The organism is Nocardia tenerifensis NBRC 101015 (assembly GCF_000308715.1).
Taxonomy (GTDB): domain Bacteria; phylum Actinomycetota; class Actinomycetes; order Mycobacteriales; family Mycobacteriaceae; genus Nocardia; species Nocardia tenerifensis.
The window spans coordinates 11757-37509 of the sequence record NZ_BAGH01000050.1; the positions used below are offsets into that span (position 1 = coordinate 11757).

The following is a 25753-nucleotide window of genomic DNA, read 5'->3' on the forward strand; positions in this document are numbered from 1 at the left end:
GGCGGGATGCCCGACCACGAATCACCCCTGCGTGCCCGTGACGGTGGTCCGACCACCTATCCGCTGACCGCGGCGCAGCGCGCGATCCGGTTGCTGCAACAGCTGGCCGGTGACACGCCGCTGACGAACGCGTTGTACGTCGAGCTCACCGGCGATCTCGACGCCGCGCTGCTGAGCGCGTCGTTGGGGCGCGCGCTCGACGAATTCGAGGTCAGCCGAGTGCGCATCGTCGAGGTGGACGGGCAGCCGAGGCAGGTGGTGGACGACGCCGCCACCGGCTCGGTGCGGCGTCTGGATTACACGTCGACGCCCGATCCCGTTGCGGCGGCGCTGGAGTGGATGCGCGGTGACTACCGCGCACCCATCGACCTGTGTCGCGGCCCGGTGGTGCTGGGCGCGATAGTGCGGGTCGCCGAGCGCCGGTGGTTCTGGTACCTGCGCGCCCACCACCTCGTCCTCGACGGCATCGCCGCGCTGAACATCCTCACCCGCAGCGCGCAGCTCTACACCGCCGCGGTGGCGGGCGAAGAGCCTGGGGGACAAACGATTCGATCGCTCGCGGAGATCGTCGACGCGGACGAGCAGTACCGGGCCTCGCAGCGCTTCGACGACGATCGGGTGTTCTGGTCGAAGTACGTGGCCGAGCTGCCCGAGCCGGTCACCCTCGCCGATCGGGCCGCGCTCGCCGAGGAGCCGCCGCTCGCGGTGAGCGCGCTGCTGTCCGCCGAGACCGAGGCCGCGCTGCGGACGGCCGTCGAGACGCGCTCGGCCGGGCCCGCGGTGCTCTTCCTCGCCGCGTTCGGTCTGTACCTGGCGCGCATGACCGGCTCTGACGACGTGGTGCTGAGTCTGCCGGTGTCCGCCCGGGTCACGGCGTCCATGAGTCGATCCGGCGGCATGACGGCCAATGTCGTGCCGTTCCGGGTCACCGTCGCGCCCGGCCGGACCCTCGGGTCGCTGCTCGAGCAGACTCAGCGCACCCTCATGGATGTCCTGCGCGGGCAACGGTATCGGCACGAGGACATGCTGGAGGACGCAGAATCGGTGGCGGCCCGGCGCCTCCCGCAGGCCGCGGGCCCGATGGTCGATCTGATGATCCTCGATACGAAGATCGTCGTCGGCGATATCACCGGCCGATTGCAGGTGCTGACGCCGGGATTGGTCGCCGACCTCTCGGTGAACGTCTACCCGGCCGTCGGCGGCGAGAGCACCCGGATCGACTTCTTCGCCAACCCGAGCGTGTACACCTCCGAACAGGTCGCCGCGCACCACCGGCGTTTCGTACGATTCCTCGACGGCTTCCTGCGCAGCGTGATAGCGGACCCCGGCACGCCGGTGCGCTCCGTCGAACTGCTCGAATCCGACGAGCGCCGGATGCTGCGAAAGGCGGGCATCGGCGGCTCTGCGCCCGCACGGATTACGTTGCCGGGCTTGCTGTCTCGTGCGGCGGCCGGGCACGCGGAGCGGCTCGCGGTTTGTGACGCCGTCGGCGCCTGGACCTATCGCGAGCTGGATGAGTGGTCGAATCGCTGTGCGCGGGCCTTGATCGACTGCGGTGCGGGCCCGGAAACGACCGTGGCTGTGGCGGTTCCGCGTTCGGCGGCCTGGGTGCGCGCGGTATGGGCGGTCGCCAAGACCGGCGCGGCGTTCGTCACCCTCGATCCCGCCCATCCCGTCGAGCGGAATCGGTTCATTCTCGCCGACTGTCCGGCCACGATAGCGCTGACAAGTAGCGAAACCTTCTCGGACACAACCGGTTCGGTTGCGGTCGGTGTGCAGGTGATCGATATCGACCAGTTCGAACCGCACGAGTACAGCGCCGCCCCGATCACCGATGCTGATCGACACGGCGCGGTACGGATCGACAATACCGCCTACATCGTGTACACCTCGGGCTCGACGGGCACGCCGAAAGGTGTTGCGGTCACCCACGCGGGGCTGTCCGCGGTCTCGGACACGCTCGGCCGACAGTATCGCCTCGACAGCGACTCTCGCGTATTGGCCGTGGCCGCCCGTACTTTCGACGCCGCTGTGTTCGAGCTGCTGACGGTGGTCTCGGTCGGGGCCGCCCTGATCGTCGCTCCCGGAGAGGTTTTCGCCGGCGCGCCGTTGACGCGGCTGATGCGCGCAGAGGGGGTGACGCATGCGTGCCTGACGCCGGCCGTCGCGGCCACGCTCGACGCCCGGCGACTCGATGATCTGCGCGTGCTCATGGTCGCCGGAGACACGTGTTCGCCCGCCCTGGTGCCGCAATGGTCGGGGAGCGACGCGGCCGGTGTTCGCACGGTGCACAACCTGTATGGGCCGAGCGAGACCACGATCTGGGTCACCGCGGCACAGTTGCGCCCGAACGACGCTGTGTCGCTGGGTACTCCGATACCGGGCGCCCGGCTGGCGGTCCTGGACGCCTGGCTGCGGCCGACGCCGCTCGGTGTGGCGGGGGAGTTGTATGTGGCGGGACCCGGTGTCGCCCGTGGATATTCGGGCCGGTCCGGGTTGAGCGCGGCGTCGTTCGTGGCGGACCCGTACGGCCCGGCGGGTTCGCGGATGTACCGCACCGGAGACATGGTGCGCTGGGAGCGCCGCGGCGCCGACGACGCGACGCTGGTGTTCCTCGGCCGCGCGGACTCCCAGATCAAGATCCGGGGCCAGCGCCTCGAACTCGGCGAGATCGAGGCCGCGCTGACCGGGCAGGACGAGGTGGAGCACGCCATCGTCACGACCGCGGGCGAGGCCGACACGACGCGCCTGGCGGCCTATCTCGTCGCCGCGCCCGGCCACGCCCTCGACCCGGGCACCGTCCGGCGGGCGGTGGCGCGTCGACTGCCGTCGTACATGGTCCCCGAAACCCTCACGGTCCTCGATGAATTCCCGATGACGTCGAGCGGGAAGGTGGATCGCCGCGCGCTGCCAGTGCCGCGGCGGGTGGACGCGGCGTTCCGGGCCCCGGCGTCGCCCTTCGAGGAGATCGTCGCCGTCGCGATCGCCGAGGCGCTCGGCGTGGACCGGGTCGGCGTCGACGACGACTTCTTCGCGCGCGGTGGGCATTCCCTCTCCGCGACGCGGGTGGCGGCGCAGCTGGCCGAGGCGACGGGCCGCGAGGTGGGTGTGCGTGATGTCTTCGACGCGCCCACCGCCGCCGGTCTGGCTCGGTTGCTCACCGAACGCGAGACCGGCGCGGGCGCGGTGCGGACGAAGCTGGTCGCCGGTGCGCGGCCCGCGCGAATACCGTTGTCGTTCGCGCAGTTACGCATGTGGTTCATCAACCGGTTCGAACCCGCGTCGCCGACCTACAACATCCCGCTGGTGTTCCGGCTCGCCGGACCGCTGGACACCGAGGCGTTGACCGCGGCGCTCGCGGCGGTGGTCGCGCGCCATGAAGCGCTGCGGACCCGGTATCCGGATCTCGAGGGTGTGCCTCATCAGGAGGTGGTGACGGCCGCGCCCGAATTGGAGGTGACCGCCGTCGATCCGGCGCGGTGGACCGACGCGGTGGCGGAACGGATCCGCCGCGGCTTCGACCTGTCGGTGGACATGCCGCTGCGGGCAACGGTGTTGCGGTGCGGCGAGTTCGAGCACGTCCTGGTGTTGGTGGTGCATCACATCGCCGCGGACGGCCTGTCGATGGCGCCGTTGGTGCGGGACCTGTCGACGGCGTACGAGGCACGGCGGGCGGGACGTGCGCCGGGGTGGGGTTCGCTGCCCGCGCAGTACGCGGACTACGCCTTGTGGCAGCGTGAGTTCCTGGGGTCGGAGTCCGATGCCCAGAGCCCGCTTGCGGCCCAATGCCGTTATTGGGAACGGGAATTGGCGGATGCGCCGCAACCTCTGCCATTGCCGACCGATCGACCGCGCCCACCGGTGGCGAGCAACCGCGGCGACATCGTCGAGTTCACGATCGACGCGCCGTTGCGGGAGGCGCTGTATCGCCTCGCCCGCGAGCGCCGGGTCAGCGCGTCGATGGTCTTGCAGGCGGCGCTGACGGTGCTGCTGTCCCGGCTGGGGGCCGGAGACGATGTCTGCCTCGGCGGGCCGGTGGCCGGGCGGACCGAGGAGGCCCTGCGCGACCTGGTCGGATTCTTCGTCAATACCTGGGTACTGCGGGTGGATCTGTCGGATAGCCCCCATTTCGATCAGGTGCTGGACCAGGTCCGGCGAAAAGCCTTGAACGCTTACGAAAACCAGGACGCGCCCTTCGAACGGCTTGTGGAACTGATCAATCCCGCCCGATCCACGGCGTACAACCCGTTGTTCCAGGTGTCGCTCGAGCTGCAGAACGGCGGCCTGCCGGCCCTCGAGCTGCCCGGCCTGGACGCCGAGTTCCTGCCCTGCTCCACCGGAAGTGCGAAGAACGACCTGCATTTCGATCTGATCGACACGCCGGGCACCGCGGAAGAGCCTCCGGCGGTGATCGGCCGGGTCGAGTACGCCACCGACCTGTTCGACCGGGCCACCGTGGCCGACATCGTCGACCGCTACCTCCGGGTCCTGCGCGCGGTGAGCGCCGAGCCGTCGACGGCGATCGCCGATATCGGCCTCTTGGCCGACGGGGAACGCGAACGGCTGCTGGCGCAGGGGAAGTCGCGGTTCGAGGGCCCCGTGCCGGACACCTCGATCGTGGCCGTGTTCCGCGAGCGCGTCGCCGCGACGCCGGACGCGGTCGCGCTGCGGTTCGATGACGAGGAGCTGACCTACGCCGAATTGGCTGTGCGGGTCGATGGTTTGGCGGGGTTGTTGGTGGGTCGGGGTGTGGTGCGTGGGTCGGTGGTGGGTGTGGCGTTGCCGCGGTCGGTGGATGTGGTGGTGGCGGTGTTGGGTGTGGTGGTGGCGGGTGGGGTGTATTTGCCGATTGATCCGGAGTATCCGAGTTCTCGGGTGGAGTTCATTGTCGGTGATGCCGATCCGGTGGTGGTGGTGTCGACGGTCGGTGTTGCGGCGGATATGGCTTTGGGTGACCGGGATGTGTTATGCGTTGACGAGGTGGAGTTGTGTTGTGCGCCAGCAATTTTGCCGGAGTTATCCGGCTCCGATGGTGCGTATGTGATCTACACGTCCGGTTCGACCGGTCGCCCCAAGGGGGTGGTGGTCGAGCATCGCGGTGTGGTGAATATGGCGAAGTACGGGTGGCCCGGTGGTGCGGGCGAGCGGGTGTTGCTGCATTCGTCGATGGCCTTCGACGCGTCCGCGTATGAGTTGTGGCCTGCGCTGCTGGCTGGGTCGACCCTCGTCATCGCGCCGCCCGGCCGATTGGATGTCGCGGAGCTGAGCCGGGTCGTAACTCGGCACCGAGTCACGGCGTTGTGCGTGACGACCCCGCTGTTCGAGATTCTGGCGGGCGCGGAGCCGGAGCTGACCCTCGACTCGGTACAGCGGGTCGTCGCCGCCGGTGACGCGCTGCGATCCGTCGCGGTCGACCGCTTCCACGAGCGGTGGCCGGGCATCGGGGTGGCCAATGGCTATGGGCCGACCGAGAACACGGTGTGCGTGGCGACGTACGAGGTCCCCGCGTCGCGGGAGTGGGCGGGCGGAGGCAGCGTGCCGATCGGCACACCCGTGGGGAATATGCGGGTCTTCGTGCTGGATTCGCGACTGCGGCCGGTGCCGACGGGCGTGGCGGGCGAATTGTATGTGGCGGGCGTGCAGTTGGCGCGCGGGTACCGGCATCGCCCGGGACCGACCGCGCAACGGTTCTCGGCCTGTCCATTCGGCGACGGCGAGCGGATGTATCGGACCGGCGACGTGGTGCGGTGGACCCGCGCGGGCGTGCTCGAGTTCGTCGCTCGCGCCGACGAACAGGTCAAGGTGCGCGGGTATCGGATCGAACCCGGCGAGGTCGAGAACGCGCTGACCGCGCACCCGGCGGTCGCGCAGTCGGTCGTGATCGCCCGCGAGATCGACTCCGGCACCGGGGATTCGGCGGGCGTCGTGGACAAGCGGCTGATCGGGTACGTCGTGCTCGATCGGGGAACCGCACCGCCGGAGGAGGACGTTCGCGACGAGCTCCGGCGCTTCGTCGCGCGGCGACTGCCGGAGTACATGGTGCCGTCGGCGCTCGTCGTCCTCGACCGACTGCCGTTGACACCCAACGGCAAAGTGGACCGGCGGGCCTTGCCCGCGCCGGTCTTCGACGCTGCGGACTACCGCGCCGCGTCGACGCCGGCCGAGGAGATCGCCGTCACCGTCTTCGCCGAGGTGCTCGGGCGGGACCGAGTCGGGGTCGACGACGACTTCTTCGCGCTGGGCGGGCATTCCCTGTCGGCGATGCGGGTGGCCTCGCGCCTGTCCGCGGCGCTGGGGATAGAGGTGGGCGTGCGGGAGGTCTTCGAGGCCCCCACGCCCGCTCGGCTGGCGCGGGCGCTCGCCGAGCGCGGCGGTGATCCGGCGCGACCGCAGTTGACGGTGCGGGCGCGACCGGAGCGAATTCCGTTGTCGTACGCCCAGTCTCGACTGTGGTTCATCAACCGGTTCGAACCCGACTCCCCGGCCTACAACATTCCGGTCGTCTTGCGACTGCGCGGGCCGCTGGATCAGGAGGCGCTGTCCGAGGCTTTGACGGATGTCGTGGCGCGGCACGAGAGTCTGCGCACCGTGTTCCCGGACGCGGACGGGGTGCCGTACCAGCTTGTTCTGCCGGTCGAGCGCGCCGCGACGACCATCGCGACGAGCACCGTCGAGCCCGGCGAACTCGAGCAGGCCGTGGCCCGTCTCGTACGGCGGGGATTCGACGTCTCGACCGAGATGCCGTTGCGAGTGTCACTGCTGCGCAACGGCTTCGAGGATCATCTCGTCGTGCTGGTGTTGCATCACATCGCCGCGGACGGCTGGTCGGTCGCGCCGTTCGTGCGAGACCTCACGGCCGCGTACACCGCGCGCAGGCAGCGACAGTCCCCGCCGTGGCCGCCGCTGCCGGTGCAGTACGCGGACTTCACGCTGTGGCAGCGCGAGACTTTGGGAGCGGAGTCCGACCCCGACAGCGTGCTGGCGACCCAATTCGGCTACTGGCGCGCCGAATTGGCGGACGCGCCGCAGCCGATCGCGTTGCCGACGGACCGCCCCCGGCCGCCGATCGCCAGTCACCGCGGCGAGGTGCTCGAGTTCGGCGTCGACGATGCGCTGTGCGAGCGGCTGTATCGGCTCGCCCATGCTCGTCAGGTGACGGTGTCGATGCTGTTGCAGTCGGCGCTCGCGGTGTTGCTGTCGCGGGTCGGCGCGGGCGAGGACATCTGCATCGGCGGCCCCGTCGCCGGGCGCACCCACGAGGCGACCCACGATCTGATCGGCTTCTTCGTCAATACCTGGGTGCTGCGGGTGGATCTGTCCGGTAACCCCCGCTTCGATCAGGTGCTGGATCAGGTTCGGCGAAAAGCGCTGAGCGCCTATGAGAACCAGGACGCGCCCTTCGAGCAACTGGTCGAACTCTTGCAACCGGCTCGTTCCCCGGCGTATCACTCGCTGTTCCAGGTGTCGTTCGCGTTGCAGAACAACCTTTTACCCGATCTGTGCCTGCCGGAGCTGGACGTCGAAATCGTCCCGGCGCTCACCGGCACGGCGAAATTCGACCTGCACGTCGACGTGGTCGAGCGGGCGAATCCCGCCGATCGGGCCGGTGCGCCCGTGCTGGCGGGCCGGATCGAGTACGCCACCGATCTGTTCGATCGCGCGACGGTGGCGGACCTCGCCGATCGCTATCTGCGGCTGCTCGACGCCGTCACCGCGGATCCGGAAGTGCCTGTCGGCGGGGTCGATATCCTCGCGCCCGACGAACGCGACCGGTTGCTGCGGATCTGGAACGACACGAAAGCACCGCTGCCCGAGACGAGGTCGCTCGCGCACCTGTTCGCTCGACAGGTGGCGGCGACGCCGGACGCGGTGGCTGTCGCGCACGAGGGCGGCGAGATCACGTACCGCGAATTGGCTGTGCGGGTTGAGGGTTTGGCGGGTTTGCTGGTGGGTCGGGGTGTGGTGCGTGGGTCGGTGGTGGGTGTGGCGTTGCCGCGGTCGGTGGATGTGGTGGTGGCGGTGTTGGGTGTGGTGGTGGCGGGTGGGGTGTATTTGCCGATTGATCCGGAGTATCCGAGTTCTCGGGTGGAGTTCATTGTTGGTGATGCCGATCCGGTGGTGGTGGTGTCCACGGTCGGTGTTGCGGCGGATATGTCTTTGGGTGGGCGGGATGTGCTGTGCGTGGATGCCGTTGGGGATGAGACGGTTTCGGGCACCTTGCCGGTGTTGTCGGGCTCCGATGGCGCGTATGTGATCTATACGTCGGGTTCGACGGGTCGGCCCAAGGGTGTGGTGGTCGAGCATCGCGGTGTGGTGAATATGGCGGTGCACGGGTGGCCCGGTGGTGCGGGTGAGCGGGTGTTGCTGCATTCGTCGATGGGCTTCGACGCGTCGGCGTATGAGTTGTGGCCGGCGTTGCTGGCCGGATCGACCCTCGTCATCGCGCCACCCGAGCGACTCGATCTCGCCGCCCTGATGCGCACGGTGTCCCGCCATCGCGTCACCACGATGTTCGTCACCACAGCGCTTTTCGAGCTGCTCGCGACAGCCGACGCCGACCTCGACGCCGAACCGGTGCGTCAGGTGGTCACCGGCGGCGACGCCCTGAGCCCGACCGCGGTGGCCCGATTCCGCGACCGCTGGCCCGGTATCGATATCGCCAATGCCTATGGGCCGACCGAGAACACGGTGTGCGTCTCGACCCATCGGATCCTGGCCGCACGGCCGTGGATTGCCGACGCGCGGGTGCCGATCGGCACACCGGTGGCGAATGTCCGGGTGTTCGTGCTGGATTCGCGGTTACGGCCGATGCCTACGGGCGTGGCGGGCGAATTGTATGTAGCCGGAATGCAGTTGGCGCGAGGCTACGCGGGTCGGCTCGGGCTGACCGCGCAGCGATTCGTCGCGTGCCCCTTCGGCGACGGCGAGCGCATGTACCGGACCGGCGACGTGGTGCGATGGACCCGCGGCGGGGTACTCGAATTCGCCGGTCGCGCCGACGATCAGGTCAAGGTGCGCGGGTACCGGATCGAGCCCGGCGAGGTCGAGGCGGCGCTGGCCGCGCATCCCGCGGTATCGCGCGCGGTCGTCGTCGCCCGCGGTCTCGGCGCCGACGACGCGGCCGTGATCGATAAACAGTTGGTCGCCTACGTCGTGCTCGATCGCGAGACGACGATCGCCGACGACGGCGACCGGGCGGCCGATCTCGTCGGCCATTGGCGGCAGGTCTACGACAACCTGTACGCGGGCAAGGAAACCTACCTCGACGACGACCACGCGGTCGCCGAGCCGATGGCGCTGGACGCGGATTTCGGCGGCTGGAACAGCAGCTACTCCGGCGAGCCGATTCCCGTGGCGGACATGCGGGCCTGGCGCGACGCGGTCGTCGAACGGATCCTCGGCTTGCGGCCGACCCGGGTACTCGAAATCGGCGTCGGCTCAGGCTTGTTGATGTCGCGGTTGGCGGCGCGGTGCGCCGAGTACTGGTGCACCGACTTCTCCGAAGCGACCATCGAGAATCTTCGATCACGGCTGAGCGAATCGGCGGTGGACTGGGCGGACCGGGTACGGCTGCGCGTACAGGCCGCCGACGATGTGACGGGTTTGCCGAGGGACCGATTCGACGTGGTGGTGCTGAACTCGGTGGCGCAGTACTTCCCGAACGCCGGCTACCTGCTCGACGTGGTCGACAAGGCGATGGAGTTGCTGGTGCCCGGCGGCGCCATGTTCGTCGGCGATATCCGCAACCTGACGCTGCTGCGGGAGTTCGCCACCGGCACGCAGCTGGCCGGCGCGGACACCGACGACACGGTGGCGGTGGTGCGGGAGCGCGCGCGGCGCGTGGCGACGGCCGAACAGGAATTGCTGGTGGCCCCCGAGTTCTTTCTCGCCTTGCGGGAGAAGGTCCCCGGCGTGGCCGCGGTCGATATCGAGTTGAAATACGCCCCGGTCGATAACGAGTTGACGCGATACCGCTACGACGTGGTCCTTCGCAAAGATCCGGCCCGGGTTCGGTCGCTCGCCGGGCTGCCGCAGCGGGCCTGGGACGAGTTCGGCGACTTGCGCGGCCTGCGTGCTCATCTGGTCGCGCAGCGGCCCGAGAGCCTGCGCGTCACCGGAATACCGCACGCCGGAACGGCTCTCGACGTCGCGGCCACGCGCCTCGTCGACACCGCCGACGAGCACGCGCGGGTGGCCGACCTCGATCCGAGCACCGCCGCGGCCGTGCTGCCGCACGAAATCCACTCGCTCGGCGCGGAGTTGGGCTGCACGTTCGCGGTCACCTGGGCCGCGGCGCCCGGCCGGATGGACGCCGTCTTCGTCCGAGACGCCGACGAGACCACGGTGTTCGACGAGATATACCTGAGCGCTGAGCCTTTGGACACGCTGAGCGCCTACGTGAACGATCCCGGCATCGCCGATCTGGTCACCGAGATCCGCGAGTTCACGGCTGAGCGCCTGCCGGAGTTCATGTTACCGGCGGCCGTCGTCATCCTGGACGAGCTGCCGCTGACGCCCAGCGGCAAGGTGGACCGCCGCGCCCTGCCCGCCCCGCAGCTGCCCACCGCGGCGTACCGGGCGCCCTCGACACCGGTCGAGAAAATCATCGCCTCGGTGTTCGCGGAGGTGCTCGGCGCCGACCGGGTGGGCGTCGACGACGACTTCTTCGCGCTGGGCGGGCATTCGCTGTCGGCGACGCGGGTGGCGTCCCGCGTGGCCACGGCCACGGGCCTGCCGGTGGAGGTGCGTGATGTGTTCGACGCGCCCACCGCGGCGCGGCTGGCCGCGGTCGTGGCCGCGCGGTCCACCGAATCACCGAGTGTGGAGCTGGCGCCGCGGGACCGCCCGGCGCGAATACCGTTGTCGTTCGCCCAGTCTCGAATGTGGTTCATCAACCGGTTCGAGCCGGACTCACCCGCGTACAACATCGCGATGGTGCTGCGCCTACGCGGGCAACTGGATTCGTCGGCGCTGTCGAGCGCGATCGGTGACGTCGTGGCCCGGCACGAGAGCCTGCGAACGATATTCCCCGACGAGAAAGGGGTGCCGTGCCAACGAATTCTGGCTCTCGACGGTGCCGCCGTCGTAGTGAACGAGCAAGTCGATCCAGGCGAGCTCACGCGCCGGGTCACGGACATCGTGAGTGCGGGATTCGACGTATCGGCCGAGCCGCCGTGGCGGGTTGCGTTGCTGCGCAGCGGCTTCGACGACCACATGCTGGTCGTGGTGCTCCACCATATCGTCGCCGACGGGTGGTCGATCGCGCCGTTGGCGCGTGATCTGTCGCTGGCGTACACCGCGCGCCGGGACGGGCGGGCCCCGCAGTGGGCGAGGCTGCCGCTGCAGTACGCCGATTACACGCTGTGGCAGCGCGAAGCGCTCGGCGCGGAGTCCGACCCCGAGAGCGTGTCGGCGCGCCAACTCGCCTATTGGACAGAGCATTTGGCCGGGTTGCCGGACCGGTTGGACCTGCCGGTCGATCGACCCCGGCCGGTCGAGGCGTCGCAGCGCGGCGGCGTCTACTCTTTCGACCTCGACGCCACGACGGTGGCCGGGTTGAGCGCGGTGGCGCGAACGCACCGGGTGACCGTGTTCATGGTGCTGCACGCGGCGCTGGCGGTGTTGCTGGCGCGGCTGTCCGGCGGTGGCGACATCGCGGTGGGCACGCCGATCGCGGGTCGCGGTGCGTCGGCGTTGGACGGGCTCGTCGGCATGTTCGTCAACACGCTCGTCCTGCGCACCCGGGTCGACCAGGCCGATTCTTTCACCGACCTGCTCGACCAGTGCCGCCGGGTGGACCTGGCCGCCTTCGCGCACGCCGATATTCCCTTCGAGCGGGTCGTCGAGGCTGTCGACCCGCCGCGCAGCCAGGCGCATCACCCGCTGTTCCAGGTGATGCTGGCGTTCCAGAACCTCGACCTGGACCCGGCCATGGTGCAGTTGCCCGGGCTGGCGGTCGAGCCCCTGAAAAGCCTCGATATCGGGGTCGAACGATTCGATCTCACCATTACCGTCGCCGACATACCCTCCCGCACCACCGCTGATACGCCGGTCACCATCAGCTTCGCACTCGACCTGTTCGATCGGTCCACGATCGCCCTGTTCGCCCACCGCCTCCAGCGCACGCTGCGCGCGGTGGCGGCAGATCCCGCGGTCAGGCTTCGCGATCCGGATGTTCTGGAACCGGACGAGCGAATGCTGTTGCGCCAGTGGGGCGACGGCGGCGCAGGCCCGGAGCCGAGTGTCCTGGCCGAGATACTCGCTCGGGCCGCCGCGGAATTCCCGGAGCGGCCCGCGGTCGTGGCGGCTGGACGACAGTGGACGTATCGAGAACTCGACGAGTGGTCGAACCGCTGTGCGCGGGCGCTGATCGAGCTGGGTGCGGGTCCGGAAACCGTTGTGGCGTTGGCCGTTCCCCGGTCGGCCGCGTGGGTGCGGGCCGTGTGGTCGATCGCCAAGACGGGGGCCGCGTTCGTCTCCGTGGATCCGGAACAGCCACGCGAGCGCAATCTCGGCATCCTCACCGACTGCGCGGCGACCGTAATCCTCACTGCCGGTCAGACTTCGGGGGAGTGGCACGTGCCCGGAGCCGCCGTGATCGCTCTGGACGGATTCGACCCGTCCCCATGGAGCGCCGCTCCGATAGGCGACGGCGATCGGCTCGGCCCGGTGCGGCCGGACAATACCGCCTTCGTCGTCTACACCTCGGGCTCGACCGGCACGCCGAAAGGTGTCGCGGTCACGCACGCCGGGCTCACCACGATCGTCGCGGCCCACTGCCGAGTCCTTCGCCCGGATGCCGAGTCGCGCGTCCTGGCGGTTGCCGCGCGCACTTTCGATGCGGCGATCTCCGAACTGCTGGTCGCCGTGCCTGCGGGCGCGGCGCTGATCGTCGCTCCCAGCGAGGTTTTCGCCGGGCCGCCGCTGACGGAGTTGTTGTGTGCGCAACGGATCACCCACGCGTTCCTCACTCCGATGGTCGCGCTGTCGGTGGATCCCACCGGGCTCGATGACCTGCGCATACTCATGACCGGCGCCGAAGCGTGCCCGCCCGCGCTGGTGCAGCGGTGGTCGGGAACCGACGCCGCCGGTGTCCGCGAGGTGCACAATCTGTACGGGCCGAGCGAGGCCACGATCTGGGTGTCCGGCGCGCGGTTGGCGGCCGGGGCGCCGGTGTCGGTCGGCAAGCCGATTCCCGGTGTGCGCGCGGTGGTTTTGGACGCGTGGCTGAATGTGGTGCCGCCGGGTGTGGTCGGCGAACTGTACGTCGCCGGGCCCGGCACAGCCCGTGGATACCTCGACCGGGTGGGCTCGACGGCCGCGGCGTTCGTGGCAGATCCCTTCGGCCCCAGCGGGTCTCGCATGTATCGCACCGGAGATCTGGTGCGGTGGCTGCCCGACGGCACGCTGGCGGTCGTCGGCCGCGCCGATCATCAGGTCAAGGTTCGCGGGCAACGCTTGGAGCTCGGCGAGATCGAGTCCGTCCTGGCCGAACTGGACGAGGTGCGGCGCGCCGTCGTCGTCCACGTCGCGAGCGGCGAGACCGCCCGGCTGGCCGCCTATGTCACTCCCGCGTCGGATCTGCCCCCCGACCCGGTCGCCCTCAGGCAGGCCGTGGCGCGGCGGCTGCCGTCGTACATGGTCCCCGACACCGTCACCGTGCTGGACGAGTTGCCGCTGACGGCGAGCGGGAAAGTGGACCGGCGAGCGCTGCCCGCGCCACAGTGGGCGGCGGCGACCTACCGGGCGCCCGCCACCGCCGCGGAAGAGGTTGTGGCAGAGGTCTTCGCGCAGCTCCTCGGCGTCGATCGGGTGGGCGCCGACGACGACTTCTTCGCCCTCGGCGGCGACAGCATCGTGTCGATCCAGCTGGTGGCCCGCGCGAAGGACCGCGGCGTGGTGTTCACGCCGCGGCAGGTGTTCGAGGCGCGGACGGTCGCCGCGCTCGCGCGCGTGGCCGAAACCGTCGAGCCCGCACGGGTTCTCGCCGAGCTGCCCGGCGGCGGCCTCGGCGAGCTGCCGTTGACGCCGATCGTGCGGTGGATGGTGGAGCAGGGCGAGTTCCGGCGGCTCAACCAGACTTTGGCGCTCACGACGCCGGTCGGGATGGACCACGCCGCGGCGGTGGCGATCGTGGCGGCGCTGATCGACCGGCACGACATGCTGCGGGCTCGGCTGTGGCACGACGGCCGGGAGTGGCGGCTCGAGACGCGACCGCGCGGGGCGGTGGACGTCGAGTCGCTGGTGCGTCCGGTCGCGGTCGCCCCGGACAGCGACCGCGGTGAGCTCGTGCGGGCGGAGGTCGATGCGGCGCTGGATCGATTGGATCCGGCCAACGGCCTTGTCTTGCAGGTCATCTGGTTCCATCACGCCGACTCGGCGCAGGCAGGACAGCTGATCTTCGTCGGGCATCACCTTGTGGTGGACGGCGTTTCGTGGCGCATCCTGCTGCCCGACCTGATCTCGGCGTGGCAGCAGCACCGCGCCGGCGGCGCTGTCGCGCTGCCGCCGGTCGGGACGTCGATGCGCCGGTGGGCCCACGGCCTGGTCGAGGCGGCGCGGTCGCCGCGACGCGTCGCGGAACTGCCGCTGTGGCAACGGATCACCGACGGGCCGGACCCGCTGCTCGGGTCGCGCGCGGTGGATCCCGCCCGCGATATCGCCGGCACGATTCGCCTACGGCGAGTGCGAGTGTCGTCCGAGCTGACCGAGGCGTTGCTTACTCGAGTGCCCGGGGCCGTCCACGGCGACGTCCAAGACGTGTTGGTAGCCGCGCTGGCCGTGGCGGTGTCGCGCTGGCGGGCCGGTCGGGGGGTGGCGGAGCCGTCGACGCTGCTGCGGTTGGAGGGACACGGCCGCGAAGAACAGATACTCCCCGGCGCGGACCTGACCGCCACGGTCGGGTGGTTCACGACGGTGTATCCGGTCCGAATCGACTTGGCGGGAGTCGATCTGGACGACGCCTACGCCGGTGGGCCCGCGATCGAGACGGCGGTCAAGACGGCGAAGGAGCGGCTGCGCGAGATCCCGGACCACGGCATCGGTTACGGACTGCTGCGCTACCTCAATTCGGAGACGGCGCGCGCCCTGCCCGCCGGGCCGCCCGCACAGGTCGCCTTCAATTACCTCGGCCAACTGTCGCCGAGCCGAACCGTCGGGGCGACAACGACATCCGAGTTCGCCGTCGCCGAGGAACTCGGCGCGCCGATTGCCGACGGTGACCTGCACGTCATGGCCACCGCCGCAGTCGATATCACGGCGGCGGTCACCGAGGGGCGCCTGTCGGCCACCTTCGGCTACCCCGAGGCCGTGCTCGACGACGCGGAGGTCGGCGAGATGGCCCAGCTGTGGGTCGACGCGCTGCACGCCGTCGTCGCCCGGCTGGGCCTGCCGCACGCCGGCGGGCACACTCCCTCCGACTTCCCGCTGGTGCGGGCGGCGCAGTCCGACATCACGAGGTGGGAGGCGCGCTACCCGGGTCTGGTCGATGTGTGGCCGTTGTCGCCGTTGCAGACCGGTCTGCTGTTCCATGCCCGCTTGGCCGAGTCGGCGGTGGACGTGTACGCGGTGCAGGTCGCGATCATGCTGTCCGGCGTCGTGGATGCCGAAAGGCTGCGCCACGCCACCGATTTCCTGTTGCGGCGGTATCCGAATCTGCGCGTCGCGTTCGCTACCGACGCCGCGGGCGAAGGCGTGCAGATCGTCGCCGACGGCGTGCGAATGCCGTGGCGCGAGGTCGATCTGCGTGCGCTGGCTGCCACGGAGTCCGAGTCCGCGCTGGCGGAGGTGATCGAGCGGGACAAGGCGGCGGCGTTCGACATCGAGACGGCGCCGCTGATGCGGTGCACCCTGGTCGCCGTGGCCGAGGATCGCTACACGCTCCTGCTCTCGTACCACCATGTGCTGTTCGACGGCTGGTCCATGCCGTCGCTGCTGCGAACCTTGCTGGCGGTGTACGCCGAACCGGACGGGGCGGCGCTCGCGGAGCCCACGGGTTCGTACCGGTCCTACCTCGACTGGCTGAGCCGGCAGGACGCGGAAGCCTCACTGCGGGTGTGGCGTTCGGCGCTCGACGGCGCGGAAGCGACGCTGCTTGCTCCGCCCGGCGCCGACTCGACCGGCCGAATGGGCTCTGTCGAACTGGATCTGGACGAGGCGTTCACCGATCGACTGCTCGCCGCGGCGTCGTCGGCCGGGGTCACCGTGAACACCGTGTTCCAGGCGGCATGGGGCATCGTCGTCGGGTATCTGGCCGGGCGCGAGGATGTCGTGTTCGGTACGACGGTGTCCGGGCGGCCCGCGGAGCTGCCCGGTATCGAGTCCGCGGTCGGCCTGTTCATCAACACCATCCCGGTGCGCATCCGCCGCAGCCCGGGTGAGCCGATCGACGCGATGCTGAGCCGGGTACAGGCTGAGCAGTCGGGTTTGCTCGGGCATCATCACCTCGGGCTCGCCGATATCCATGCCGCGCTGGGAGTGTCGGCCATGTTCGACACGGTGCTGGTGTTCGAGTCCTACCCGGTCGACAAGGCCGCGCTCGCGGCCCAGGCCACTGCGCTCGGCGGCATGCGCGTCGAGGAGCTGCGGTCCAACGACTCCGCGCACTATCCCCTCGCGTTGGTGGTGGTCAAAGGGGAGCCGTTCCGCGCGCAATTGCAGTACCGGCCCGGTGTTTTCGCGCCCGAGTGGGTGCGGGACTGTGCCGATCGACTGGAGCGCGTGCTGGCGGCGATGATCAGCGATCCATCGGTTCCGGCGGCATCGATCGATCTGTTGTCACTTGCCGAGCGTGCTCGGCTCGCGCCCGTGCGCGGCCGCCCGGCCGAGCCGCCGCGGCCGCTGGCGGATCTGCTCGTCGCGGGAGCGGCCATCGAACCGGCCGCGCCCGCGGTGGTGTCGGGCGCGGTGACCCTGAGCTTCGGCGATCTGGACGGCTACTCGAACCGGTTGGCGCGGTTGCTCATCGGGGGCGGTATCGGGCCGGGTGACGCGGTCGCGCTGGCGATGCCCCGGGGCGTCGAGTTCCTCATCGGACTGTGGGCGGTGACCAAGGCCGGCGCGGCCTTCGTGCCGATCGACCCGCGCCATCCCCTGGACCGGGTCGCCGGCATGATCGCCGATTCCGGTGTGCGACTGGCCTTGTCGGTGGAGGGCACGGTCGCCACGGTGCCGGACTCGGTCGAGCGGTTGATGCTCGACGGGCCGAACCTGCCCGCGCGCCTCGCGGAGTTGTCCGCGGACGCGGTGGACGACGCGGGCCGGGTGCGCCCGCTCCGCCCGGAGCACGCCGCTTACGTGGTCTACACCTCCGGCTCGACGGGCACGCCGAAAGGCGTTGTGGTCACCCACGACGGCCTGGCGAACTTCACCGCCGAGCAGCGCGAGCGGTACGGCCTCGACCAGAACGCGCGGGTATTGGCCGTCTCGGCGCCGGGTTTCGACGCGGTCATGATGGAACTGCTGATGGCCCACCCGAACGGGGCCGCGCTGGTGGTGTCGCCGCCCGACATCTTCGGCGGCGCGCCGCTCACGGAAATCATTCGCCGGCAACGGGTCTCCCACGCCTTCGTGACGACGAGCGTGCTGGCGACCATGTCGCCGGACGACCTGGAGTCGCTGCGGGTGCTCGTCACCGGCGGCGAGCGGGTGCCCGCGGAGTTGGTGGCGGCGTGGGCGCCCGGCAGGAGCCTGCATATCGCCTACGGGCCGACCGAGACCGTCATCGTCACCACCATCAGCGATCCCATGGCCCCCGACGCGCCGGTCACTCTCGGCGGGCCGATCCGCGGCGTCGAGGCGGTCGTCCTGGACGCGTCGCTGCGGCCGGTGCCGGTCGGCGTGCGCGGCGAGCTGTATCTCGGTGGCATCCAGCAGGCCCGGGGTTACTCGAGTCGGCCCGCCCTGACGGCGGCGTCCTTCGTCGCGAACCCGTTCGGTCGCAAGGGCTCCCGCCTGTATCGGACCGGTGACTCAGTGTGCTGGACCGACAAGGGCGACCTGGTGTTCCTGGGACGCAACGACTTCCAGATCAAGGTCCGCGGACAGCGGGTCGAACTGGGCGAGATCGAGGCGGTGCTCGCCGGGGAGGCGGGAGTGGCCCGGGCCGTCGTGGTGCACGACGCGAAATCCGATCGGCTCATCGCCTACCTCGTCGGGGAAGGCCTGCAGCCGGAACAGGTCCTGGCCGCCGCCCGGCACCGGCTGCCCGCGCACATGATGCCCGACGCGTGCTCGATCCTGCCCGAACTTCCACTCACCGTGAGCGGCAAGCTGGACCGCGCGGCCTTGCCGGAGCCGGAGCAGCTCGCGCGGGCGTACCGCGAGCCATCGACGCCGGCCGAGCGGCTGGTGGCGGAGGCGTTCGCCGACCTGCTCGGCGTGGACCGGGTCGGCGCGGACGACGATTTCTTCGCGCTGGGCGGGCATTCGCTGTCGGCCATGCGCCTGACCTCGCGGCTGTCCGCGGCGGCGGGCGTGCACCTCGGGGTGCGGGAGGTGTTCGAGGCGCCGACGCCGGCGCGGCTGGCGCGGGTGCTGGCGGCCGGCGTCGGCGGTTCGACGGAGCCCGCGTTGACGGCCCGGGAGCGACCGGAGCGAATCCCGTTGTCGTACGCGCAACTTCGGATGTGGTTCATCAACCGGTTCCAGGGGGCGTCGGCGGCGTACATCATTCCGCTGGTGTTGCGGTTGACCGGCGAGTTGAACATCGACGCCCTGGTCGCCGCGATCGAGGATGTGGTGGCGCGGCACGAGAGCCTGCGCACGGTGTTCCCCGACGACGAGGGGACGCCGTTCCAACGGGTGCTCCCCGCGGGCCGGACCGCGGTGCCGGTCGAGGTGCGGCCGGTGGATCCGGCACAGCTCGATGCGGCCGTGGCCGAGTCGACGCGGTACGCGTTCGACCTGTCGCGGGAGCTTCCGTTGCGGGTTACGGTGCTGGACAGCGGTTCCGGGGAGTACGTGCTGGCGATGGCGATCCATCACATCGCCGCCGACGGGTGGTCGATCGCGCCCCTGGCGCGGGACCTGTCGACCGCGTACGCGGCGCGCTGTGCGGGGCGGCCTCCGGTGTGGGACCCGCTGCCGGTCCAGTACGCGGACTACACGCTGTGGCAGCGTGCGGTATTGGGCGCGGAGTCCGATCCCGAGTCGACGTCGGCACGCCAACTCGCTTACTGGACACAGCATCTGACAGGAGTGCCGGAACGGCTGGAGCTGCCCGCCGATCGCCCGCGGCCGTCGGTCGCCTCGCAGGCCGGCGGCGGCTACTCGTTTGTGCTGGACGCCGAGTTGTTCGCGAGGATAAACGCGTTGGCGAAGTCCGGCGGCGTGACGGTGTTCATGGTGTTCCACTCGGCGCTGGCGCTGCTGCTGTCGCGGCTGTCGGGCGTCGCGGACATCGCGATCGGCACGCCGATCGCCGGGCGGGGCGCGGCGGCACTGGACGAATTGGTCGGCATGTTCGTCAATACGCTGGTGCTGCGGACCCGGATCGACGAGTCCGGTTCGTTCACGGACCTGCTCGGCGAGGTCCGGCGGGTGGATCTGGATGCCTTCGCCCACGCGGACATCCCGTTCGAGCGGGTGGTCGAGGCCATCGATCTGCCCCGCACCCAGGCGCACCATCCGCTGTTCCAGGTGATGCTGGCCTTCCAGAACCTCGACCTGGACCCGGCTTCCGCGCGGCTGCCGGGGATTCGGGTCACGCCCGTCGACCTCGACACCGGCGTCGAACGATTCGACCTGTCCATTACCGTCGGCGACATCCCGAACGCGAACGGTGATACCCCGGTCACCATCGGCTACGCCACAGACCTGTTCGATCGATCGACGGTCGCCCGGATGGCCCGGCGGCTGGAGCGGATCCTGCGCGCGGTGGTGGCCGATCCCGAGGCCGGATTGCGTGATCTCGCGGTGCTCGAGACCGATGAGCGAGAGTCATTGCGGCAGTGGGGCGATGGGGGTAATGGACCGGAGCCGACGACGCTGGGCGAGATGCTGACCCGGGTAGCCGCGCGGTTCCCGGATCAGCTCGCGGTCGCCGACGCGGCGAATCGACTGGTCTATCGAGAACTGGATCGCTGGTCGAATCGATACGCGCGGTTGCTGATCGAGCACGGCGCCGGTCCGGAAACGGTGGTGGCGATCGCCACGCCGCGTTCGGCGGCGTGGGTGCGGGCGGTGTGGGCGGTCGCGAAGACCGGCGCCGCCTTCGTGTCCGTGGATCCGGCGCAGCTGTGGGAGCGGAACCGATTCGTGCTCACCGACGTCGCCGCGACGGTCGTGCTCGCCGATGCCGAAAGTGGCGCCGACGCAGCCGGATCGGGCATCGATGGACTGGACACGGCGGAATTGACCGCCGCCGGGATCTCGGTCATCGCCCCGCGCCGGGTCGATCTCCTCGGATACAGCGACGCGCCCGTGACCGACGGTGATCGACTCGCTACCGTGCGGCTGGGCAATACCGCCTACGTCGTCTACACCTCGGGGACGACCGGAACGCCGAAGGGCGTCGCCGTCGCCAACACCGGGTTGGCCGCCGTCGCCACCGCCCAGCGTCGCCAGTTCGATCTCGACACCGAATCGCGCGTATTGGCCGTTGCCGCACGCACTTTCGACGCGGCCGTGTTCGAGCTGCTGGCGGTGGTCTCGGTGGGCGCGGCGTTGATTGTCGCCGCCCCCGACGTGTACGCCGGTGCGCCGCTGACCGAGTTGATCCACGCCGAGGGCGTCACGCACGCCATGATGACGCCCGCTGTCGCCGCCACGTTGGATGCCGAGCGGCTCAATAACTTACGTGTGTTGATGGTCGGCGGGGAGGCGTGCCCGCCCGCGCTGGTGGGGCAGTGGTCCGGCACGGACGACGCCGGTGTGCGCGAGCTGTACAACCTCTACGGGCCGAGTGAGTCGACGATCTGGGTCACCACGGCCGAATTGGATGACGGCGCACCGGTATCGCTGGGCGGGCCGGTTCTCGGAGTCCGGCTGGCGGTGCTGGATCCGTGGCTGCGTCCGGTACCGCCCGGCGTGGTGGGGGAGTTGTACACGGCCGGACCAGGTGTGGCGCGCGGATATCACGATCGGGCCGCATTGACGGCGGCGTCGTTCGTCGCGGACCCCGCCGGGCCGGCCGGGTCGCGGATGTATCGCACGGGAGATCTGGTGCGGTGGTTGCCGACCGGTGCGTTGCTGTTCGTCGGCCGCGCCGATGGTCAGGTCAAGATCCGCGGTCAGCGCCTGGAACTCGGCGAGATCGAGAGCGCCCTGGCCGGTTTGGCCGACGTACAGCACGCGGTGGTTGTCACGCACACCGTGGAAGGCGACCAAACGGTCGGCGGCACAATGCGATTGGCCGCATACGTCACTCCCGTCGCCGGGCGCCTGCCCGACCCCGGCGACGTCCGGCAAGCCATCGCGCGCCGTCTGCCGTCGTTCATGGTCCCCGACACCGTCACCGTGCTGGCGGAGCTGCCGCTGACGGCGATCGGCAAGGTGAATCGCCGCGCGCTGCCCGCCCCGGAGTGGATGGCGGTGGCGTATCGGGCCGCCTCGACGCCGTTCGAGGAGATCGTGGTCTCGGTGTTCGCGGAGGTGCTCGGCGTGGACCGGGTGGGCGCCGACGACGACTTCTTCGCGCTGGGCGGGCATTCGCTGTCGGCGACGCGGGTGGCGTCCCGGGTGAGCGCGGTGGCCGGCGCCGAGATCAGCGTGCGGGACGTGTTCGACGCGCCGACCCCGGCGCTGCTGGCGCGGGTGCTCACCGAACGCTCGGCCTGCGGCGCGGATCCGGCGCGGGCGAGTCTGGTGGTGCGCGAGCGCCCCGAACACCTGCCGCTGTCGTTCGCGCAGTGGCGCATGTGGTTCATCAACCGGCTCGAACCGGACTCGCCGGCCTACAACATTCCGCTCGTACTGCGGCTGACCGGTGCGCTGGATATCGACGCGCTGACTGCCGCGCTCGGCGATGTGGTGGCGCGCCACGAAACCCTGCGCACCGTATTTCCGGACCGGGAAGGGAGTCCGTACCAGCGGATCCTGTCCGATGCCGCCGTGACCGTCGAGGTGCGGGCCGTCGACGCGGCGGAGCTCGAGCAGGTGGCGATGTCGTTGGCGCGCCGGGGATTCGATCTGTCCACCGTGCCGCCGCTGCGAGTCACCCTGCTGGACACCGGCTCCGAGGAGTACGTGCTCGTGCTGGTCATGCATCACATCGCGGCGGACGGCTGGTCGCTGGCCCCGTTGGCGCGGGATCTGTCGCTGGCGTATACGGCCCGCCGGGCGGGCCGGGCGCCGGAGTGGACGCCGTTGCCGGTCCAGTACGCGGACTACACCCTGTGGCAGCGCGCGGTTCTGGGATCGGAGTCCGACCCGGCGAGCGTGTCGGCGCGGCAAATAGCCTATTGGACAACGCAGTTGGCGGGCTTGCCCGACCGGCTCGAGCTGCCCGCCGACCGGCCGCGGCCCGCGGTAGCCTCACAGCGCGGTGGCACGTACTCGTTCACGATGGACGCGGAGACGGCCGCGGGGCTGCGCCGGGTCGCCCGCGCACACCACGCGAGCGAGTTCATGGTGATGCACGCGGTGCTGGCGGCCGTGCTGTCCCGGGTGTCGGACAGCGGCGATATCGCGATCGGTACGCCGGTCGCGGGGCGCGGCGCGGCCGTCTTGGACGGGCTGGTGGGCATGTTCGTCAATACGCTTGTGCTGCGTACCCGCGTCGACGCGGCCGCCTCGTTCGACGAGCTGCTCGGCCAGTGCCGACGGGTCGACCTCGAGGCATTCGCGCACGCCGACATTCCGTTCGAGCGGGTGGTGGAGGCGGTCGATCCGCCGCGGACACAGGCGCATCATCCGCTGTTCCAGGTGATGCTGGCGTTCCAGAACCTCGACTTCGATCCGGCGGACGCTCGGCTGCCGGGAATCCGGTTGGCCCCCATGGATCTCGGTGTCGGGGTCGAGCGCTTCGATCTCACCGTCACCGTGGCCGACGACACCGAGGGCGGCCTGATGGTGGGAATCAGCTACGCCCTGGACCTTTTCGATCAGCCGACGATCGTCGCGCTGACGCGGCGACTGCGGCGAATCGTCGACGCGGTGGTCGCCGACACCGCGATGGGCCTGCGCGAGGTCGAGGTGCTCGAGGCGAGTGAGCGAGTTCTGGTGTCGCAGTGGGGCGATGGCGGCGCGGGGCCGGAGCCGGTCACCTTGACCGAGATTCTGGAGCGAGCCGCCGTCGAGCACACGGATCGGCTCGCGGTCCGCGACTCCGCGTCCGAATGGACGTACCGGGAGTTGGACGAGTGGTCGAACCGGTGCGCGCGGGTGCTGATCGAGGCGGGTGCGGGGCCGGAAACAGTGGTGGCGATCGCGCTTGCGCGTTCGGCGGCGTGGATGCGCGCGGTGTGGGCCGTCGCCAAGACCGGGGCCGCGTTCGTGTCCGTCGACCCCACCCACCCGGCCGAGCGTAATCGGTTCATCCTCGATGACTGCGGCGCCGCCATCGTCCTCACCGCCGGCGAGACGCCCACTGTCGCAATACGAGTCATCGACGTGGACCGGCTCGACCTTTCCCGGTACCGCGGCACGCCGATCGGCGATGGCGAGCGGCGCGGGACGGCCCGACCGGCCAACACGGCCTATGTCATCTACACGTCGGGATCGACCGGTACGCCGAAGGGAGTGGCCGTCACGCACGCGGGGCTGGCCGCCGCCCAGCGTTCGCTCTACCGGGTCGGCGATGACTCGCACGTATTGGCGCTTGCCGCAAGGACTTTCGACGCCGCAGTACTCGAGATACTGATGGCGGTACCGGCCGGCGCCGTACTGGTCGTCGCGCCGAGCGACGTCTTCGCCGGGGAACCGTTGGCGGAGTTGATGCGTGCCGAGCGCATCACCCATGTCTTCATGTCGCCCGCGGTCGGCCTGTCGGTCGACCCCGGCGGGCTCGACGACCTGCGGGTCGTGGTGTGCGGCGGCGAGACGTGTCCGCCGGAGCTGGTGCGGCGGTGGTCGGGCACGGACGCCGCCGGTGTCCGCGGGTTGTACAACGTGTACGGGCCGACCGAGTGCACGATCTGGATAGCCGGTACCCGGTTGGCGGTCGGCGGCCCGGTGTCGGTGGGCGGACCGATACCCGGAACCCGTGTGCTGGTGCTGGATTCGGCGCTGCGGCCGGTACCGCCGGGCACGGTCGGGGAGCTGTACGCAGCCGGGCCCGGGGTGGCGCGCGGATATCTCGACCGGGCGGGATTGTCGGCGACGTCGTTCGTGGCCGATCCTTTCGGGTCGCCGGGGTCGCGAATGTATCGCACCGGGGATCTGGTGCGGTGGACGACCATCGGCGACGACCCGGCGCTGCTGTACGTGGGACGCGCCGACTTCCAGGTCCAGATCCGCGGCCAGCGCATCGAACTCGGCGAAATCGAAGCGGCACTGGTGAGTTCGGACGAGGTGGACCACGCGGTCGTCACCGTCTATCAGCCCGGCGACGATCACGCTTGCGGCAGTGCTCGTTTGGCCGCCTACGTCACCGCCGCACCGGGATCAGGCCTCGACTCGTCCGCGATCCGGCAGGCGGTCGCGCGACGGTTGCCGTCGTACATGGTCCCCGACACCGTCACCGTGCTCGACGCGTTGCCGCTGACGGTGCACGGAAAGGTCGATCGGCGTGCGCTGCCCGCGCCGGAGTGGGTGGCCGCGACCTACCGGGCGCCCTCGACGCCGCTCGAGGAGATCGTGGTGTCGGTGTTCGCGGAGGTGCTCGAGGTCGATCGGGTGGGCGTCGACGACGACTTCTTCACGCTGGGCGGGACCTCGGTGGTCGCTATGAAATTGGTGTCGCGGCTCCGCGCCCGCACCGGAACGGCCGTTCCCTATCGGCTGCTGTTCGCCGACTCGACGCCCGCGTCGCTCGCGCGGTACTTATCGAAACCGCAGTCGGACATGGGCGTATCGCTCGGAGTGCTTACGCCGCTGCGTTCGACGGGCCGTAAGGCGCCGGTGTTCTGCGTCCATCCGGGTGGCGGTCTGGCGTGGGTGTACGGCGCGCTCGCGGGACATCTGGACCCGGATCGGCCCGTCTACGGACTCCAGGATCCCTATATCGTCGAGGAGAGTTCGCGACTCGGGTCGGTGGAGGAGTACGCCGAGCGCTACGTCGAGGAGATCCTGAAGGCCTTCCCCGACACCACCTTTCACCTGCTCGGTTGGTCGCTGGGCGGGAAGATTGCGCACGCCATGGCGGCGCGGCTGCAGCGGATGGGCCGCCCTGTCGGACTGCTCGCGCTCGTCGACGCGGGCGTCGCGGAGAATCTCGCGCAGCCGTCCGAACCCGACGAGGCGCGAGACCGCCGGGCGATGACCGAATTCCTGCGTGGCTGGCGCGATTTCCTGGGCATGACCGACGATCAGCGGATCGACAACCCCGAGGAGCTGTTCCCGCTACTGGCGCAGCGGCTCAGCAGCGAGGGCATCCTGACCCCGCGGCAGGTGGAGCGGGTGACGGAGAGTTTCCTGACCCCGGTGCCGCACACGCCGGGACGATTCGACGGCGACGCCGTGCTTTTCGTCGCCGCCCGCGAGTCGTATCGCGATCAGATCGCCGCGACCTGGCACGGGCATATCACCGGCGCCATTCACGAGATCCCGATCGACGAATGGCACACGGGGATGATGAATCCGGCGGGCGCCGGCGAGATCGGCCCGATCCTGAACAGGCTACTGCGGGAACACGACAGGGAGAGGTGAGACCGGC

The 25753-nt window shown here is 70.1% G+C and carries 1 protein-coding gene; it reads left to right on the forward strand.

Annotation, left to right across the window (positions count from 1 at the left end):
- Positions 1-6 precede the first annotated feature (6 nt).
- Positions 7-25746: a non-ribosomal peptide synthase/polyketide synthase gene (locus tag ON39_RS45605; RefSeq protein WP_051186288.1), complete on the forward strand. Its 25740-nt coding sequence runs from the start codon at positions 7-9 to the stop codon at positions 25744-25746.
- Positions 25747-25753: the final 7 nt, after the last annotated feature.

Excerpts from the sequence above, each read along its gene's own strand:
- ON39_RS45605 (WP_051186288.1), top strand. The coding sequence starts at position 7 with ATGCCCGACCACGAATCACCCCTGCGTGCCCGTGACGGTGGTCCGACC.